Source organism: Pseudomaricurvus sp. ABR4_320, from assembly GCF_056159445.1.
In genome coordinates this window covers 262,186-280,559 of sequence record NZ_JBSWVF010000003.1, presented here as the reverse complement: position 1 = coordinate 280,559, position 18,374 = coordinate 262,186, and the positions used below count along the sequence as shown (strand labels likewise).

The following is an 18,374-nucleotide window of genomic DNA, read 5'->3' as shown; positions in this document are numbered from 1 at the left end:
TTTTGCTATTCTGGGCTCTCATCGGAAAAATAGCATGCATTTTCCGCTATAGATAAGAGAAGGGCATATATTAAGGTGTAGTTTTATTGTCTTTAATGGGGTTTGGGGCGTGATTGGCCTCATAAGTTCGAGTAATAATGTGATCGCTTGAGGTCTTTTAGGACTTCTTTACATTTTTACTGTGAGTGGGCGGGGCGCGAAACCGTTACTGGTTGATTGTCATGTGTTGGAAAGGGACTTAACGGGATCTTGGGCAGCGAGATTTACTTGAGTCCCGGGGCTGTTTATGCTTCCTTTAAAACCAATATCCAATGCCAATTCCGGTTCTTGCCAATAATTGTGGTTCGACGCTCCTATTCATGATCACTACGCTCATCCAGTCTTCTCCCGTTCGTGTTTTGCTTCTGCTGCTCTCATTTTCTACTGTGTTTCTTGCCGGTTGCGGGAGCGGTGAATCCCGGGTGGAGCAGGGCAATCGACTGGGCGAGTTCCACTCAGGTAACGGTACGGAGCCTCAGACCCTGGATCCACAGATCAGTACCGGGGTGCCTGAAAATAATATCATCATGGGATTGTTTGAGGGGCTGGTCAGTAAGGATCCTCGTGAGCTGACGCCCGTTCCCGGGATCGCGGACCGTTGGGAAATCAGCGACGACAAACTCACCTATCGCTTTCATCTGCGTGACGACGCCAAATGGTCCGATGGCAAACCAATGACTGCCGAAGACTATCGCTGGTCCTGGAAGCGGGCTCTCGATCCTAAAATGGGTAACGAATACGCCTATATGCTGTTCTCCATTAAGAATGCCGAGCCTTTTGGGACCGGCAAGCTGGACGACTTCGACCAGGTTGGGGTTCGCGTTATTGACGACCAGACCCTGGAAGTGACCCTGGAAAATCCGACGCCCTATTTTTTACAGTTACTCGATCACCATGCCTATTACGCGGTTCCCAAACATATCATTCTACAACATGGCGCCATGACCGATCGTTACACGGATTGGACGCGTCCCGGTATCATGGTATCCAACGGTCCGTTTCGATTGGCAGAATGGAAGTTATATCACTACGTCAAATTGGAAAAAAACCCCCTCTATTGGGATGCAGACAGCGTCAGTCTGAATGCCATTTATTTTTATCCGATCGAAAATTATTCCACTGAAGAGCGTATGTTTCGGGTGGGACAGTTACACAAGACTGAAGAAGTACCGCTGGATAAAATTCCGGAGTACAGGGCGCATCATCCGGATCTGTTAAAGAATAATCCCTACCTGGGAACCTACTATTATCAATTTAACGTCACCCGTAAACCCTTTGACGATGTACGGGTAAGGCGGGCTCTGGCGTTAGCCATCGATCGGGAATCGGTGGTGAATTCGGTGATGTACGGTGCGGTGGATCCCGGTTATACCATGACGCCGCCGGGCGTTGCTGGCTATGAGCCGCCCGTATTATTGAAATTTGATCCCGAGGAAGCCAAGCGCTTACTGGCTGAAGCGGGCTATCCCAATGGCAAGGGTTTTCCTGCCGTTGAACTGTTATACAACTCTAATGAATCCCATCGCAAAATTGCCGTTGCTGTGCAGCAGATGTGGAAAACCAACCTCAATATCGACATCACACTGACCAACCAGGAATGGAAAGTGTATCTCGACAGTCGCAACCGGCTCCAGTATGACATCGCCCGTGCCGGTTGGATTGGTGATGTGGTCGATCCGATGAATTTCCTCGACCTTGGCTTATCGACCAACGGGAATAATCGCTCGGGTTATGATCGACCGGAATACGATAATTATATTTTACGTATCATCCCTGGAAGTGACACTCCGGCTGAACGCAATCAACATTTTTATGAGGCGGAAACCATGTTGATGAGCGACATGCCGTTTGTGCCTATCTACACCTATAAAACCAAATACTTGCTTAATCCCAGTGTGAACAATCTGTACAGCAATTATCTGAATCAATACTTCTGGAAATACGTCAGCCTCGGTGACAACTAAATGCTCCGCTTTTTTTTAATTCGGCTGTTGCAGGCCATTCCCGTTGTTCTGGTGGTGATCACCGTGACTTTTTTTCTGGTGCGTTTTGCGCCGGGCGGACCTTTTGACGGTGAAAAGCAAGTCGAGCCAACTGTGCGCAAGGCGCTTGAGGCCCAGTACAATCTCGATCAGCCGCTGTTTATGCAATATGTTTCCTACCTCGGGGATCTGGTACAGGGCGACCTGGGGCCATCGTTCAAGTACCCCGGGCGCAGTGTTAACGAGCTGATTGGTGCGGGACTGCCGGTGACCGCTGAACTGGGATTTTATGCCATTCTGGTGGCCTTAGTGCTGGGGGGGACGGCCGGCGTAATCGCCGCTTTACGACCGAACACTGCCCAAGATTATATCCCCATGTCGACAGCAATGATCGGCATTTGCATGCCTACCTTTCTGTTAGGGCCGCTGTTGATGCTGGTGTTCGGTATTTGGCTGGAATGGGTTCCGGTCTCCGGCTGGGGAGATTTACCGGGGGATAAAATTTTACCGAGTTTAACTTTGGGTGCCGCTTATGCAGCGTATGTCGCGCGATTAAGTCGTGGTGGCATGTTGGAGGTGTTATCCCAGGATTATATTCGCACCGCGAGAGCCAAAGGGCTGCCGGAGTATGTGGTGGTATTAAAGCACGGCCTGCGTGGTGGTCTGTTACCGGTGGTGTCCTATTTGGGTCCTGCGTTTGCCGGTATTCTGTCGGGATCTTTTGTTATTGAAACGGTGTTTCAAATTCAGGGCTTGGGTCGACTTTATGTGCAGGCTGCATTTAATCGGGACTACACATTGATTTTGGGCACAACGGTATTTTTGGCAACGTTAATCGTATTGTTTAATTTGTTGTCGGATGTGTTGGCGGCTTATTTAAATCCACGCTTGCGCACGGAGGTAGGTGGCAAATGACAACCGACACAAGCTCGATTGATAGCTACGAAGCCGGAACCTCACTCTGGGCCGATGCTTGGGCTCGGTTAAAACGCAATAAATTAGCCATTTTTGGATTGTCAGTATTGGTGGTGGCCGGCATTCTCTGTCTGCTCACCCCATGGATCGCTCCCTACCATTACGAGCATCAGAATCTTGCCTTAGGGGCGACGCCGCCATCGGCAGCACACTGGTTTGGTACAGACACTCTTGGGCGGGATTTATTTACCCGCGTGCTTTACGGTGGTCGCATTTCCCTGATGGTCGGCTTGATTGCCACCTCGGTTGCGTTGGTGATCGGCGTTACCTATGGTGCGGTGGCCGGTTATGCGGGAGGGCGTGTCGATACCATTATGATGCGCTTGGTGGATATCGTTTATGCTCTGCCGTTTATGATCTTTATCGTGCTCTTGATGGTGGTCTTTGGTCGCTCCCTGTTCCTGTTGTTTTTAGCCATCGGTGCCGTTGAGTGGTTAACCATGGCGCGTATCGTTCGCGGCCAGGTGCAAACCTTAAAACAGTTGGAGTTTGTTGAGGCAGCAGAATCGATTGGTTTATCCAAGTGGACCATTATCTGGCGACATATCATTCCCAATGCCCTGGGGCCGGTTATAGTCTACACCACATTGACGATTCCCAATGTCATGTTGCTGGAAGCGTTTTTGAGCTTCCTGGGCCTTGGTATTCAGCCACCGCAGTCCTCCTGGGGGGTTCTGATTTCTCTCGGTGTGGAGAGTATGGAAGAGTATCCCTGGTTGTTGATCTTCCCCGGTTTGGCCCTTTCAATGGTGCTGTTTTCTCTGAACTTTCTGGGCGATGGTCTGCGCGATGCTCTGGATGTTCGAGCCTCTAAGGATTGATGGGAGCTGATCATGTCTTTGTTGAATGTCGAAAATTTAGCGGTCAGTTTTCATACCCGTAATGGCGTTACGCAAGCGGTCGAGAAGGTCAGTTTTACGGTAGCGACGGGCGAGACACTCGCCATTGTCGGCGAATCCGGTTCCGGAAAATCCGTCAGTTGCTATTCCATTCTGGGCCTGATCCCCATGCCGCCGGGGCGCATTGACAGTGGACGGGCAGAGTTTTTAGGTAAGGATCTGCTGACCGCCAGCGAAGCGGAAATTCGGCAGATTCGGGGCAATGATATTGCCATGATTTTTCAGGATCCGATGACGTGTCTGAATCCTTATCTCAGTGTCGGTGAACAGTTGATCGAGCCGTTGATCTTTCACAAAAAGATCTCTCGTAAAGAAGCTCGCACGAGAGCGATCGATCTGTTGCGCGAGGTCGGCATTCGCAATCCCGAAACCAGTTTCCATGCTTGGCCTCACGAATTTTCCGGGGGGATGCGTCAGCGGGTAATGATCGCCATGGCGTTGATTGCCGAGCCCAAGTTGTTGATTGCTGATGAGCCGACCACGGCTCTGGACGTGACCATTCAAAAGCAGATTCTGGTCTTGATCAACGAACTGCAAAAGACCCGGGACATCGGCATTATTTTTATCAGCCACGACCTGGCGGTGGTAAAAGACCTGGCGGATAAGGTCATCGTGATGCAGCAGGGACGTATTGTGGAAACGGGGCCAACCCGTGACGTCTTTGATAATCCTAAGGATGACTATACCAAAAAGCTGTTGGCGGCGATTCCCCACGGACCTAAAGAAAATCCACAGCCGCAACTGGATAGAAAACCGCTGTTGAACGTCGATAACCTGTCCATTGATTTTACGGTCAAGGACGGTAAGTTTCGCGCGGTCGATAAGGTGAGTTTTGATCTTTTCGGTGGGGAGATTCTTGGGCTGGTTGGCGAGTCCGGATCCGGTAAATCCACGATTGGTCGCGCCATTTTAAAGCTGGTTGATACCAGTGAAGGTCGAATCACCTTTGATGGCAAGGACATTCAAGGTCTATCCCAGCGGGAATTTGTTCCCTATCGGCGTCGCATGCAAATGATCTTTCAAGATCCTTATGCGTCGTTGAATCCGCGCATGACCATTTACGATACATTGGCCGAGCCGATGAAGCACCATGGCATTGCCAAGGGGGCGGAATTAAACAAAGCCGTTTTGCAGCTGATGGATGACGTGGGTCTGGCCAGAGCCTTTGTGCGGAAGTATCCCCACGAATTTTCCGGTGGGCAGCGGCAGCGTATTGCCATAGGTCGAGCGGTGGCGACCAAGCCGGAGTTTATCGTCGCTGATGAGCCTGTGTCGGCGTTGGATGTAACGATTCAAAAGCAGATTTTGGAAATGCTGGCGTTTCTCGTGGAAAAGAATTCACTGAGTATGCTGTTTATTTCCCACGATCTCAGCGTCGTGCGCAAGCTTTGCGATCGCGTGATTGTTTTAAAACACGGCGAGTTGATGGAGGCAGGGGAGGTTGAAGCGGTCTGGCAAAATCCGACGTCTGAATACACTCGTATGTTGCTGAGCGCTGCGCCGTTGGCAGACTAGTGATCAGTGCTGATTTGAGGTGCTTTCAGTGAGAGAGGAGGGTGTTGCCGGCGGGTAAGATGACACGTCCGTGTGTCGTTAAAGGCTCCAGCCATCCGGAGCCCTCAATTCGGATGTCGCTTACATCAACATGCAGATGGTGTAGACATTTTCTTCGTTGTAAGGCGTGGTCAGTGCAGCATTCGCTGGCGCAGTATTACTTCCAGCCGTTCCCTGGGTCGCTCTGAACTGACCGGCATCGGGTTTGCCATCATCCAGTTGCAAGTCCATAGAGTTGGCGGCTTGTCCAGGTACGTCGGTCATACAAACTTTGGGGCCGGCCAATCCGCCACCCATGGTTTGATTGGTTATTCCCAAAAGACCACCGAAAGCGCTGCGTGGCAGAGCTTCACGACCCTGTTTGCTGGGATCGCCGGTAATAAAACCCGCGGCGCGCAGATGTTGCCAGAAGTTGTCGTTTTCATTGCCCCCTGTGAAGGTCTGAGCACGGCTTACGTTCAGCGTACCATTCGGGTTGGCCGACGCTTGGGTAATATCCGCCCAGGAATTGCCTCGGGCTTGAAGGTCGGCTAGTGGGCCGTCATCTCCAGGCAGCGCGCGATAGCGATCGCGATAGGAATGGTAGGCGGCAATGGTGCCGTTGAGTTCGCTGACCGCACTGCGTACGCGAGCGTTGTCGATCAATGAGGTGCCTGCGAGTACGCCACCCAGCAACAAGCCGATAATGACCAGGACAATGGAAATTTCGACCAGGGTAAAACCGGCCTGTTTGTTCGTAATCTGTATTTTCATAAAAGTCGCCACTGAGTTACTGCGTTTTTCAAAAGTATAGACAAAACTGTGATCTTGGCTGCCAGCGACTGGCTCTATATCACTTCGGCGTCTGCGGGGTTTCCTTTAGGGGATCTCTGATAAATTCCCTGCGTTGCCATGGCCGCCTCGCCGACATTCGTCAGAGCTGTTTTTTTTACCCATCAATTGCTGTTGAGCTGCCCGCTTTGGGCTAACTGATAGAGCAGAGTGGTTGGCGCGATCCAGCGCAATTGATCGTCAAATTCGCTGCCAGTGCCTTCGCTGGTTATTCTGTCTACAAAATTTGTGTCTGCGTCCTGGTTTTCCAGCTGATCTGGGGAAGTTGTTGCCAGGGCACCATCCTCGCCGTCTATGATGATCATTGCCGGAATGTTTTCGGCGACAATGTTGGCTGCCGTGCAGGCGGCGGTCTGACAGACACGCAGATTTGCAGGCGGGGTGTCGCTATCGATGGCTTTGGCGTACGCCCAGTTATCCACGTTGGTGATTTGGTAACGAACGGGATTATTCCAGGCGTCCAATAGGCGGCTGTTATTGTCATAAGCGCCATTCAAGCCCAGTCGCCGCGCGGGAACAAAGCCGCTATTGGTGCTGCAATCGTTGCCTCCCGCACGGGACTCATCGCCGTTGGATGTGGTGGTTGCCGGGCAGGGTAGGTAGCCATTTACCGAGGCAAATCCCAGCAGTGCAGTCTCTATTTCTCGTAATTGCAGGTCATTTTGTTTGCGGTAGCGCAGTTCCTGCTGTTTGGACAAGGGGCCGAGGATACTGCCGAGCAGCAACCCTAAAATCACCATGACCACCGCCATTTCTACCAGAGAAAAGCCGGTTTCGCGTATTCGCTTATAACCCATTACAAAAAGATCCTTATCACTCAAAACTCCGGGGCGATAATTCGGTCGTTTATGGTTGTTCCCGCCTTGTTGCGCAGCTCAAACTGATCGTTGGACAGGGCATTGTCCTCTTCATAATAGTCACTGAGTTGTGAGGAGGGGCGATTTTGCCCCGCGAGCGGAGCGCCAGGCGCCATGACGACTCGTCGGGCGTTTAGGTTTTTGTCTCCGTTAATGGTGAGGCAAGTGCCACTGGTGCAGAACTGGTAGTAGAGTTGTCGGTCCCAGTGTTGCTCTACCCAGCTTGCCAAGCTGGGCGCGTTGGCGCAGGTGGGCTGAGGACTGGATACTGGCAGCCCGCCCTGAGTCAGATTGTTTTGGCTGTTGGCGGGTGTACTGCCAAATGGGCTGGCCCAAGGATAGCTGCCACAGCGGGTACGCCAATCCTCCAGCCAATGATCAACCTCCGGCAGCAACACTTGTTGTTCCATCAGGGGCCAAAAATCGTTGGGCGCAATGCCGAGCAGAATATCGTTAGCGTCGCTGCTGTTGCTGCGTGCATAGGTGTCTTGGTTGGCGTCACCGTTAATGTCTTCCAGCCAACGATTGGCGTTGCCTGAGGAGCGATCCTGGCCGTTGATGTCGTATCCGGCTGCTACTACAACAGCGACCATCGGCATACCGTCCAAGGTGAGAGACGGTTGCAAATCACTGTTGCGTTGGAGTGAGGATAACGCGGTATGCGCCGGATCTACGGCGTACCAAAAGCGCACGCCAGAACTGTCGTACTGATCCGTGAGACTGAGCGTTCGCCAGGGCAGCCAACCGCGACGATTTTGACAGCCTCCGGCTGTGCCGTCGGCAAGTCCATCCGGGGGAAAATCACTATCGGGGCAAGGCAGTGTGCCTGGCGGTTGCTGTGCTAGCGCATAGCCGATCAGTGCTTCTTTGATTAGCGCCAGGCGCCGGGCATCCAGCTGCTGATTTTGACCGCGTAGCTGATTGAGCGACAGAGCTGTTATTGCCACAACGGTCATCGTCGCAGCGAGCATTGTCAGAATAACAAGCAGTGCGATGCCTTGCTGTGGGCGATGACCAATCATTGTGAGTCTGTATCGGCAGATGTCGCTTCAGGCGGAGTGATTGCGTCTTCGGTGGACGCCGGTGTTTTTGTTTGATTGGCAGCAGGTGCCTGATAGGCCTCCTGAATTTTGCCCTGGGTCTCCAGCCATACCTGCCCGGGTTTTAATTCGATACTGGCATCTTCCAGGTACAAGCGAGCGCTTTGCGTGCGTTTATCCGGACGACCGTATCTCACTGGAGCGCCATTCGGACTGAGTTGACTGCGGCCATTGATCCAGACTTGGTAGCTGCCATCGGCACGCATGATAAAGCCGGAAAATTCCAGCCTGCTGTCATCTTGCTGGGCTTCTCCCATTTTGCTTTCGCCGCTTTCACCAAGCTTGGTGTGTGAGAGTGTCCGGCGCTCGGCATAGCTGTAGAATAACCTGCCCAGAGTGGGGGGATTGGTTTCGACCGTGGCACTGTCGGCGAGGCATTGATTGCCGCTGGCCGCGAGTATCACCGACCATGACAAAGAAATCAGAATATGGGGTTTTAGCGTTATCATCGACTGGCAAAGCTCCCCGCGCCCACGTCTTCAACCGTGTACCAACGCAGATCACAATTTCCGACGAGCAGCTTCCGTACCGGAGGTAACTCAGAAACCTCACGATTTAAATCGCAGTTTTCCACATTGAAAAGGCCATTTGCTCGATCACTCAATTGCCGCAAAACGGTAATGAATTCACCTTCGTGGTTGAGCCGGAAAGACACTTGCATCGGCGTCTCTAGGATTTTGAGTTGCCCGTTGTAAAACACGCTACTGGTTTCATCGGCAAGTCGGCTTTCTTTGAGTTGAAATTTGAGTTCCGGCAAATTGAGTTCTTTAGAAAGCCGTCGCAAGGTTTCAATCCATTGCAATCGATCCGGTTCTCCGAGAATGTGCCTGTCTTTCAATCGATAATAGATCGGAAGCTGCTCATCCAACAGGTGAGATGCCTGGTCTCCTCGACGATTTGTCCGCTTTTGTTGGTCTAACAGGTTTGAGCGCATTGCCAGTTGTGACGATTCTGAAAAATGGAATACGCCGCTGGCAACGGCAGCAAGAAAGCAGATAAATAGGAATGCCAACGCAGGAATGTGTTTTCGCCACTGCAATGATCTGAAGATATGTTTCATGGTTGCGCGTCCGCGAGCTGATCGTCAGTATCGGAAGTCGACGGTGTTTTGAGGAGCAGCACCAGTTCAAATCGATCTTTCTGAATGTCTGAGCGATTGTCTTCAATCAGTCCCTGGCGATCTTCAAAGCGTCTTGGCTGACGCACATCGACGGGTATCTGGCGCAGCCCGGTCGCCTCTACCAAAGGGAGCTGGTTTAGGTGTAGTGTCAGTTCCTGAATAAGAGCGACTGTCTCGCGGTAATTGCGTTTATCGCTAAAAAGAAAACCCCGAATGACCAGCGACGGTGTCAACGATGGTTGCGTATCCTCTTCGTAGTATTCTTCTTCCTCTTCGTAGTATTCGTCTTCGGATCGAATAACTGGATTAAGTCCTATTTCAGAGATTTCATTGCGCAGGGTTCGCAAGTCATCGCCGCTCAGTTTTTTAAAATTGATGGATGACAGCCACAGATCGCGGAATTCTCCCCTTGCCAGGATACGCGATATGGGAACGAGATAGACTTCCGGAGAGAGGGTTGTTTCCGTTCGAATTTTCGCGGCCAACTGGTTGGCCTCGAGCATTAGGTCGGCCTTCTCGAGCTGAGTTTCAATCGGCTCGTAGTGTTCACTGTAAAAGGCTGAAAGCAAGCCTTCCTGGCGGTCGGCGTCCTGGTATTGGCGGCGCAGTTCCGCAGCGTGCAGCAGTAGGCCGCCCGCCAACGTCAGACAGCAGAGTCCCGCCAGCAGTGCCGCCTGACTCATGTGGCCGTCTATTCGGGCGCGCAGGTACAAGCGTCGCTGCTGTTCCGTGCCGTAGTGACCTTTGTGATCCGCTTTGAATAACGCCAGGTAGCTAAACAGTGTGCTGGCGTCCATATCTGTATGCGGAACTTTAGCCGACAGCCCGTATCCGGCAAACAACCATTCCAGAGCGATGCAGTTGTATGATTGCCGCTTGCGGGTGCGACTGATGCGAACCGCGTCGTCCTGCAGGGCTTTGGGCACCAGGCAGACAACTTCCAGATCTTCATTAAAGTCGATGATGCGGCGATTGCTGAGGAAGCGCCTCACTTGCTCATCGTCTTCGGTAAGGTAGTCACCGCCTTCGCTGTCGAAATGATCTTGGCCTGTCAGTGGCTTCACCAAGCGCGATAGGAAGACTTCACCATGGTCAAAATAGGTTTCGCGAATGGATACCGAAGTCTCGGGTGCTTGTTGTTGACGCGTCAGCAGCAGCAAATTATTTCCACAGTTGAGCTGAGGTAACAGATGTCGACTGAGGACGGGTAGGGAGTAGATGCGGCGGATGACGGTTTTTTCATTGCTGAGACGCATCAGCCACTCTGACAGTCGCCCCATTGAGGAGAGCGCCGTCATGAGTATTTCATCTTTTTGTTCGGTTTTTCCCTGAGCAGGTTTGGATTTGGACTTAGGTTTTGAGATCCGCTTGCTGTAGACAAAGTCATTGTCCGGATGCAGTCGCTTCACCGTTCGGGCAATGATGGTCTGTCGATCTTTTATTCCGACGTGGGGAATGCTCTCCCGGCGTATATCCTCTTCCAGCAGGTCGACGATAATATCCATGGGCATGGTGCGCGCATTCTTGAGGTACGCCACGAGTGCTGATTCGCCTTCCTCTGTGGCGGCGAACGTCAGGCGTCCGAGCAGTTGCTTGTCCTGCCATTCGTGCAAGCTGAACGAGGTGTCGGTGATCGAAAGTGTGCGCTGCATCATGCGCCGATACTCCCCACCGCCTGCCAGACGGGCCCCAAAACTGAGAACATAATCCAGCCCAGCAGTAATCCCATCGTCACGGTTAATAGGGGATTGATTGCCGGTTCGATTTTATCGATTCGTTCCTGGGCTTCGCGGTTAAAGAAATAACTGACATTGAGCAGCGACTCATCCAGTTTACCGGTTTGTTCGCCCACCTTGACCATGCGGATAACCAAGGGGGGAAAGAGCTTGGATAATTCGAAGCTTTCGCTAATGGTTTTGCCTTCCTCAATGCGCCCTCTAACATCGTTTACTGCCTGCGCCAAAAGGGTGTTGCCCACCAGGGCTTGGCAGATATCAAGCGAGCGCAATACGGTGATGCCAGAGGCATAGAGGAGCGCCATATAGCTGGTGAGTCGTGCGAGCTTTATTTTAAAAATAATGTCGCCGATGAGTGGCAGTCGCAGTTTGGCTCCATCGACCAGCAGTCGAATTTTACGGCTGCGTCTGGCGGCAATTTTGATGGCGGAAATGATAACAAACGGCAGGCACAGCAATATCCACCAAAAGCGAATCACAAAGTCTGAGGTGGCGATTAAAGCCGTGGTATAGGCGGGAATTTCCGTTCCCATTTGCGCGACAAAAGGCAGAATTTTGGGCACCAGATATATCATCAAAAACGCGGCGACCGCGAGGACTACGACACCAACAATGGCAGGATAGGTGATGATTTTTACGGTTGCGGCGACCAGCTCGTCCGTCCAGCGCAGGGTTTTGCCCATGTCGGCAAGAATTTTTGGCAGTTCTCCAGATTCTTCACCAATTTCAATCAGAGCAATAAAGACCGAGTCGAAATCGTTGGGAAATTCAGCCAGTGCCGCAGAAAAGGTTTTGCCGCCTTCAATAGATTCAACGATGTTGTTCATCACATCGCGGAAATAGCCTGGCGGTGCCATATCGCGCAGGTCTCGCAGCCCATCGAGAAGCGGTACGCCAGAGCGTGTCAGCTGCTCCAGTTGAAACACCATGTTGATGAGTTCGGGCCGCTTCAATCGCCGCCGCAGCCAACGCGTGCCTCTGGCCTTGATGGGCCTACAGCTGATCAGCTCCTGTTGCTGCCGTGACAGTCGCAGCTCGATATCCATTTCATTGTTGGCCTGCATGCGACCGCGCACGATATGGCCGTTGGCATCGACTGCCCGATAGGCGAACTGACTCACGATTGCAGTCTCACGGTCAGGTCGACGACGCGGCTCAGTTCCTCCAGTGTGGTCTTACCCGCCAGAACCTGGCGCACACCGTCGTCTGCCATGGTGCGGAATCCCTGTTGTTTTAGCAGTGCTCGCATTTCGTGAAGTGGCGCACGTCGAGCGATCAGTTCGTCGAGCTCATCGTTGATCCGCAGAATTTCCAGAATAGAGCTACGCCCACGATAGCCGGCGCCGCCGCAGTGATCACAGCCAACGGCTGTGTAGAGGGTGACAGGCTCGGAGATTCCGAGAATCGTCTCTTCAAAACTTTCGCTGCGCCTTGGCTGACGGCAGTGGCCGCAGAGCTGTCGAATCAGTCGTTGGCCGATTATGCCGATGATATTACCGGCCAAAATCTCAGATTTGACACCGATATCGAGGAGACGAGGAATCGCGCCAAGGGCGGAGTTGGTGTGCAGCGTGGTATACACCTGGTGGCCGGTCATGGCTGCGCGGAAGGCCATTTCTGCCGTGGCTTCATCTCTGACCTCGCCCACCAGAATAACGTCAGGATCCTGCCGCATCAGTGAGCGGATACCGCTGGCGAAATCCATTTTGGCGGCTTCGTTGATGGACGTCTGACGAATCAGATCCATTGGATATTCAACCGGGTCTTCCAGCGTCATGATATTAATTTCCACAGATTTGCGGAAATTCAGCATCGAATAGAGTGTGGTGGTTTTACCACTACCGGTCGGACCGGTGACAAGAATAATACCTTCCGGGCGACTCATCATGAGTTTTAGTGAGTGCAAAGCATCGTCTTCCAGATCAAGCTTTTCTAAAGGTACGATACCTTTGGCTCGATCCAGTACCCGCAGAACAATATTCTCACCGTAAGTTGTCGGCTGCACGGAAACCCGAAAATCAATGGTATGACCGCTGACTCTCAGTGAGATTCGTCCATCCTGTGGGGAGCGGGTTTCGGCGATATTGAGGTCCGCCATCACCTTAACGCGTACGGCGATGGCGGACCAATAATCCCTGTGGAGGACTCGAATCTGGCGCAACACACCATCGATACGATAGCGCAGTCTTAAAAAACCTTGCTCGGGTTCGAAATGAATGTCCGAGGCTTCCCGTTTTACGGCGTCGGTGAGAATGGCGTCCACCAGTCGCACCAGGGGTTGGCTGTACTCGTCGGTTTCGGTGTTTATGGTGCGGTAGTCGACTTCACCGGTTTCGATTTCACGCAGAATTCCATCAACAGACAATTCATAGCCGTAAAACTGATCGATGGCTGTACGAATTTCACCTTCGGTGGCGAGGACCGGCTCCAGAGCGATACGGTTGTTGAGTGACGCGCGTATCCGGTCTAGAACATGGACGTTGTCTGGGTCTGTTGTCGCTAGGCGCAAGATCAGTTCGCGAGCGTCAAAGCTGATGGGTAAAACGTTAAAGCGTGTTGCCGTGTCTTTGTCGATCAATGCAACGGCATCGGGATCCGGAGTTTCTTTCGACAGATCGATACTTTGCTTGCCCAAGGATTCCCCAAGGGCGTCGCGCATGACCGATTCAGTAACAAACCCCAGATTGATCAGGCATTGGCCGAGAGGATTGCCGCTCTTTTTTTGCTCGGTAATGGCAATGGTCAGCTGATCGGGGGTGATGATACCCCCGTCAATCAGCCGGTCGCCGAGGCGCATCCGTGCTGTCATGGCTGCTCCCCAGCCTGCAGCTGTTGCAGGCGGCGAGATAAATCCGCAGGGGTAAAGCTACTGGCGCTGGTCGGTGCTAATGCCAGTGCCCGCTGGTAATAGCTCGCAGCGGCCTGAGGCTGGTTCATATGATCCAGGGCAACGGCCAGGTTGAAGGCATAGTCTGCTTGCGAGCTATCCGCCTGGAAGGCTGCAAAATACGCTTCCTGGGCGGCGGCCCACTGTCCTTGTTTGGCGTAGACACCGCCTTTCATAAAGTGCAGATGGGCGGCTTCTGGATGGTCTTGTTGTAATGTCTGAATCGAAGAGAGCAGTGAGCTGTCGTTTGTCTGCTGTGCGACGGAGAGAATGCCGGCGCGGGCGTATTCGTCGCGCGGATCGGCGGCAAGACGACGTTGGTAATACCTCAGCGCGCTGGCATTGTCGCCGCGACGTGCAGCGACTGCTGCAGCACCCAGCAGGGCATCGCGAGAGCGGTCATCCAATGCCAAAGCTTCTCGATACCAGCGTTCCGCCGAGTCGATATCACCTTGTTGATATGCCTGGTAGCCTGATTGGATTGCCGCAGAGAGCGGTGTAATTTGCGGAGCTTCGCGACGCAAGATCGTTGTTGTTCTACCGGAGCTCTGAACGTCTGCTGTGGACTGGCGTGGGGCTGTTGTGGGCTCTGCGGTTTGAACTGGAGGAGTAGCAACTGGCGTTGCCTCTGCTTGTGCTAGGGCTGGCGACTCTGCTTTTGGCGTGGATGTGCTGGGAACGGGTGTGCTCGATGCCGCCGTTGGCGCGGTGCTAGTCTCCGCGAAAACAGGTTTTGAAATTGTGTCGGCTGAAGTTGGAACGATCTCTTGCAGTTGCTCACTGAGTACCGGCATGTCGGCGGGCTCGGTCAGTCCGATTGTTGGGTCAACAGCTGGCTGGTTGGCGCGATTGTTTAAAAGCAGTAGATAGTAGGTGGTCAGCAGAGCGATGATCGCCAGCGCCAAAATACAAAAAAATATGCCTTTATTCAGTCCTTCTTTGCGGGCAGCGTTATCGCTAGCTTGAAGGAGGGTTGTTACCGCAGCGGCTGCTTCCGGATGTTTCTCTTCCGGCTGTTCCACCATAGCGAGTGGTTTTTCTGGTGGTGTTAACGGTTCGTCGGTGACTTCCTCTTGGGAAGAAGGGGGGGCTTCGTTGTGTTCTCGGCGCATCGAGTCGTGAGCGCCATGTGTGTGCTCTTCGGCAGCCAGTGGTTGAGGTGTGTTAGGACTGGCGTCAAGTGAAAAGTCATTGCCATTCTCAGCAGGTGCTGTATTTTCAGCGTCGCTCTCTTCTGGCATTTCCCGAAAGTCGGCTTCTGTCCACTTAGGGTGCCACTCGGCGGGCTCAATAAGAGAGGTCCGCTCGGCTTGTTGGGGTAACGACGCCGGCTCAGACTCTTCTTCGCTGCTGGATACGGCCATGAGTTCTGGCTCCAGCGCTAAAAAGCTCGCTTCCTGTGCCTCTACAAGCGTATCTTCTGTTGGCAGATCTGCAGGGGCGGGCTCTGATTCACGATGGAAGGGGTCGTGTTTTTCTGACTCTTCCAGGTTCTGGAGATCCATATCCAATAATTCTGGATCGGGTGAGGGCAGTGGAGGTGTCTCTGTTGCCTCGTTATCGTGGCTGAGATCAAACTCGTCGGCGATCGCATTGAGTTCGTTTGTATCGATGGCTGGCAGTGTCGGCGGTGGTGACGCTGTTTCAATAAGTTCCAGCGAATCATCACTTTGCAAATCCAGGCGCGAGTCGACCTGTTCGTCAGTTTGACCTGCCGTCTGTTTTTTTTCCGCGGCGTTTTTCAGCGCATCCAACAGCAAACTCATGGGCGCAAATTCCGCAGCGTATCCGGCAGGTAGTCACGATAGTCTTTCAGATCGCCATCGAGACTGGCGTGATTGATAACGATGGGTTTGATGAACACTACCAGTTCTGTTTTTTCACTCAGATCATCTTCGTAACGAAACAGAGGTCCAAGTAGAGGCAGGCGTCCCAATAGGGGAATGCCCTGTTGGTTGTTGTTAATTTCATCCTGCATGAGACCACCCATGACAGCGATGTCGCCACTGTTGACGCGAAGTACAGATTCCACTTCGCGTACCTGAATCACGGGGATTTCGCTGACCACATTCACTTGCGCCAGCGCTGGACTGGGATCGCGGGCGTAATCGATAACCCGGGAAATTGTCGGTCTCAGATTGAGAGTGACCGTTTGATCTTTGCTGATGTAGGGCGTGACACTCATGACGAAACCCACGGGGACGGTGTTGATTTCCGTTTCGTAGGTGGCGAACAGGGTGCTGTTGCCGTTGTTGTCGGTAACTCCGTCTTCAATGGTGACGTCGATGGTGAAATACACGAGGTTGTCGACGACTTTCAGCATGGCTGTCTGGTTGTTCAGTGCCATTACTTTTGGGCTGGACATAATGCTGACGTCGCCAAAGGTTTCCAGAGCGCTTAGCGTTGTCTGCAGTAGATTTCCTGCGAGATCTGCGTCGGTATAAGACAGAGCAAAGGTCGGCGTGTCATTCAGAGAGATATCTGTGACGGTCTGGCCCGCACCGACACCGCTGCCACCATTATTGTTAATGACAGACCAGTCGATCCCGGCTTGATAGCGATTTTTCAAACGGACTTCGGCAATGGTCGCTTCAATTAAAACCTGGCGCTGACTGCTTTGACTGATTTCGTTTATGAAAGCCTGAATTTCCCTGTGCTGTTGATGGGTCGCCCGCACCAGCACCACGCCAGTTTCACGATTCACAACAATGTTGTCGGATTTGCCCGGGCTGGAATCGCCGGAATTCTCCTGAAGAATGGCGGCGATATTGGTTTCTAACGCTGTCCACAAGTCGAATTCTGAAGTGTTTTCCAGAGAGGTGCCGGAGCTATTGCCGCCGCTGCTGGACTCACCCTCGGATCCCGTTGAGCCAATTTCCGTCGAGACACTGACTAGACCTTTGCTGGTGCGACTCATGTTGAGGTAGTCGATGCGATAGTGGCGTGGAATGGGGAGATCTTTTTTGACTCGCAATACCTGGTTTTTAACTTCGTAGGTCAATCCCGCCATTTCGGCAATTCGTTCGAGAATGGCGGGCAGCGGTTGTTCCACCGCGTTGAGCGTCACCTTGCCGCTGACGTCTTCGTCAATATCCAGATTGAGTTCGGCATCGCGGGAGAGTGAAAACAGAAGTTCCTTGACCGGCACGTCGTGTACGACAACCGTGTGCGTGGGTTCGGTTCGGGCGGGTTCCGGTATAGGGAGCGCGGGGCCAGACGTCACGGCGGCGGGAATGTCTTGCTCGCGAGCATGACTTTCCGCCTTTAAATGACCATCGGATACGTGTTGATCCGGTTGCAGATTCTCGCAGGCGCTCAGCAAAACGACCGGCAGGAGCGGTGCATATCTCAATTTCACAGACGGGCTCCCGTAGCCGTGGGTGTCGCTCGCCAGAAGCGGAAGCCTGCTGGCGGTGTAAATTGACTGTCGCGGGCGGCGCCACGGATGTCGCCACTTTTGAGGGTATGGCGACCCTGGCTGAACGCGCGCAGCAAAGCTTTGTCCGCAAGGATATTGACGCGCCGCACTAGCCCCTGAGAATAACGATTGATCAGGCGAATGGTGCGGGGCGTGAACAATTCAGGGCCGGTATATCCGGCTGCGCGTAAACGGTGATCCAGATAGGTTCGGATATCTGCTTTGGCCAAAGGGGATAGATAGAAGGCCTGGGTGATGCGCTCACGCAATTGGCGAATCGATACATTGGCGAGGTTGTCATCCAACTCTGGTTGTCCGAACAGGACGATTTGCATGAGCTTTTCTTCTTCGGTTTCCAGGTTGCTCAGCAGTCGAATTTCTTCCAGAGTCTCTAACGGCATGCCCTGGGCTTCTTCAATAAGTACGACGACCTGGCGACCTCTGGCGTGTCTTTCCAAGAGAATTTTTTGCAGTCTGGCGACGATGGTGAGTTTGTCTTCGGTACTGGTGACGGTCACGCCTAGCTCGCGTGCGATGGCGTGCAGCGAGTGCTCTGGTGATAGTCCGGGGTGGGCGAGATAGACCCAGTCCACGGGCAGGTTTCCTGCTTGAGGAAGCATGCGACAGATCATGGTTTTTCCGGTGCCAACTTCGCCCACGACTTTGATAATGCCTTCGCCCTGAGCGATGGCATAGCGTAGGGCTTCCAGAATTGCGCCGCGATCACAGCCTTGGAAGAAGAAGCGTGGATCGGGTGTAATTCGGAAGGGTGGTCGATTTAACCCAAAAAATTCGTGGTACATACTCGCAACGCCATTGTTATGTTGGGCGCCCTCAATGTGGTGTTTACTGGTGTTGGTCAGAAAACCGGCAAATTCTCCAATGAGTATAGGAAGGAAGTGGCGACACTGCATAAATTGACAGAATTTGGCTGTCACGAGGTCCTGGTTATTGATAGGGCACATTGGTGAGCGTG

General features: G+C 52.8%; 15 protein-coding genes. 4 read left to right on the top strand and 11 right to left on the bottom strand.

Annotated features, from left to right (window positions below; genetic code table 11):
• Nucleotides 1–359: 359 nt before the first annotated feature.
• From ACXAFR_RS07460 to ACXAFR_RS07445, 4 genes are read left to right on the top strand one after another with little or no spacing between them, the layout of a single operon-like run.
• Entirely contained in the window at nt 360–2,003 is a 1,644-nt protein-coding gene (locus ACXAFR_RS07460) for a peptide ABC transporter substrate-binding protein (protein WP_475174733.1), read from the top strand.
• Complete coding sequence (locus ACXAFR_RS07455; RefSeq protein WP_475174730.1) at nt 2,004–2,936, top strand: ABC transporter permease; 933 nt, start codon at nt 2,004–2,006, stop codon at nt 2,934–2,936. It abuts the gene before it with no gap.
• Nucleotides 2,933–3,817, top strand: a complete 885-nt coding sequence (locus ACXAFR_RS07450) for an ABC transporter permease (protein ID WP_475174724.1) — start codon at nt 2,933–2,935, stop codon at nt 3,815–3,817. The genes ACXAFR_RS07455 and ACXAFR_RS07450 overlap by 4 nt, the downstream gene beginning before the upstream one ends.
• A gap of 12 nt (nt 3,818–3,829) precedes the next feature.
• Complete coding sequence (locus tag ACXAFR_RS07445) at nt 3,830–5,410, top strand: ABC transporter ATP-binding protein (RefSeq protein ID WP_475174721.1); 1,581 nt, start codon at nt 3,830–3,832, stop codon at nt 5,408–5,410.
• A 120-nt stretch (nt 5,411–5,530) separates the two neighbouring features.
• On the opposite strand, the gene ACXAFR_RS07440 is transcribed toward ACXAFR_RS07445, so the two are convergent.
• The 11 genes from ACXAFR_RS07440 to ACXAFR_RS07390 all read right to left on the bottom strand — a co-directional run bounded on the left by ACXAFR_RS07440 (nt 5,531) and on the right by ACXAFR_RS07390 (nt 18,336).
• The gene (locus tag ACXAFR_RS07440) at nt 5,531–6,202 is read right to left on the bottom strand and encodes a prepilin-type N-terminal cleavage/methylation domain-containing protein (RefSeq protein ID WP_475174717.1); all 672 of its coding nucleotides are present in this window, start codon (nt 6,200–6,202) and stop codon (nt 5,531–5,533) included.
• A gap of 182 nt (nt 6,203–6,384) precedes the next feature.
• Nucleotides 6,385–7,077, bottom strand: coding sequence for a type II secretion system protein (locus ACXAFR_RS07435; protein WP_475174712.1), 693 nt, complete (start codon nt 7,075–7,077; stop codon nt 6,385–6,387).
• Between the two features lie 20 nt (nt 7,078–7,097).
• Nucleotides 7,098–8,159, bottom strand: coding sequence for a hypothetical protein (locus tag ACXAFR_RS07430; RefSeq protein ID WP_475174709.1), 1,062 nt, complete (start codon nt 8,157–8,159; stop codon nt 7,098–7,100).
• Entirely contained in the window at nt 8,156–8,686 is a 531-nt protein-coding gene (locus ACXAFR_RS07425) for a hypothetical protein (RefSeq protein ID WP_475174706.1), read from the bottom strand. The genes ACXAFR_RS07430 and ACXAFR_RS07425 overlap by 4 nt, the downstream gene beginning before the upstream one ends.
• The gene (locus ACXAFR_RS07420; RefSeq protein WP_475174703.1) at nt 8,683–9,297 is read right to left on the bottom strand and encodes a hypothetical protein; all 615 of its coding nucleotides are present in this window, start codon (nt 9,295–9,297) and stop codon (nt 8,683–8,685) included. The genes ACXAFR_RS07425 and ACXAFR_RS07420 overlap by 4 nt, the downstream gene beginning before the upstream one ends.
• Complete coding sequence (locus ACXAFR_RS07415; protein ID WP_475174698.1) at nt 9,294–11,012, bottom strand: hypothetical protein; 1,719 nt, start codon at nt 11,010–11,012, stop codon at nt 9,294–9,296. Before ACXAFR_RS07415 ends, ACXAFR_RS07420 begins: the two co-directional genes overlap by 4 nt.
• Nucleotides 11,009–12,214, bottom strand: coding sequence for a type II secretion system F family protein (locus tag ACXAFR_RS07410; protein WP_475174696.1), 1,206 nt, complete (start codon nt 12,212–12,214; stop codon nt 11,009–11,011). The genes ACXAFR_RS07415 and ACXAFR_RS07410 overlap by 4 nt, the downstream gene beginning before the upstream one ends.
• Entirely contained in the window at nt 12,211–13,902 is a 1,692-nt protein-coding gene (locus tag ACXAFR_RS07405) for a GspE/PulE family protein (protein ID WP_475174693.1), read from the bottom strand. The genes ACXAFR_RS07410 and ACXAFR_RS07405 overlap by 4 nt, the downstream gene beginning before the upstream one ends.
• Nucleotides 13,899–15,746, bottom strand: a complete 1,848-nt coding sequence (locus ACXAFR_RS07400) for a tetratricopeptide repeat protein (protein WP_475174688.1) — start codon at nt 15,744–15,746, stop codon at nt 13,899–13,901. Before ACXAFR_RS07400 ends, ACXAFR_RS07405 begins: the two co-directional genes overlap by 4 nt.
• Nucleotides 15,743–17,338 (bottom strand): pilus (MSHA type) biogenesis protein MshL, encoded by a 1,596-nt coding sequence (mshL, locus tag ACXAFR_RS07395; RefSeq protein WP_475174683.1) that lies wholly within the window; start codon nt 17,336–17,338, stop codon nt 15,743–15,745. Before mshL ends, ACXAFR_RS07400 begins: the two co-directional genes overlap by 4 nt.
• Nucleotides 17,335–18,336 carry an ExeA family protein gene (locus tag ACXAFR_RS07390; RefSeq protein WP_475174676.1) on the bottom strand — a complete coding sequence of 334 codons (1,002 nt, stop codon included), beginning with the start codon at nt 18,334–18,336 and terminating at the stop codon, nt 17,335–17,337. Before ACXAFR_RS07390 ends, mshL begins: the two co-directional genes overlap by 4 nt.
• Nucleotides 18,337–18,374 lie beyond the last annotated feature (38 nt).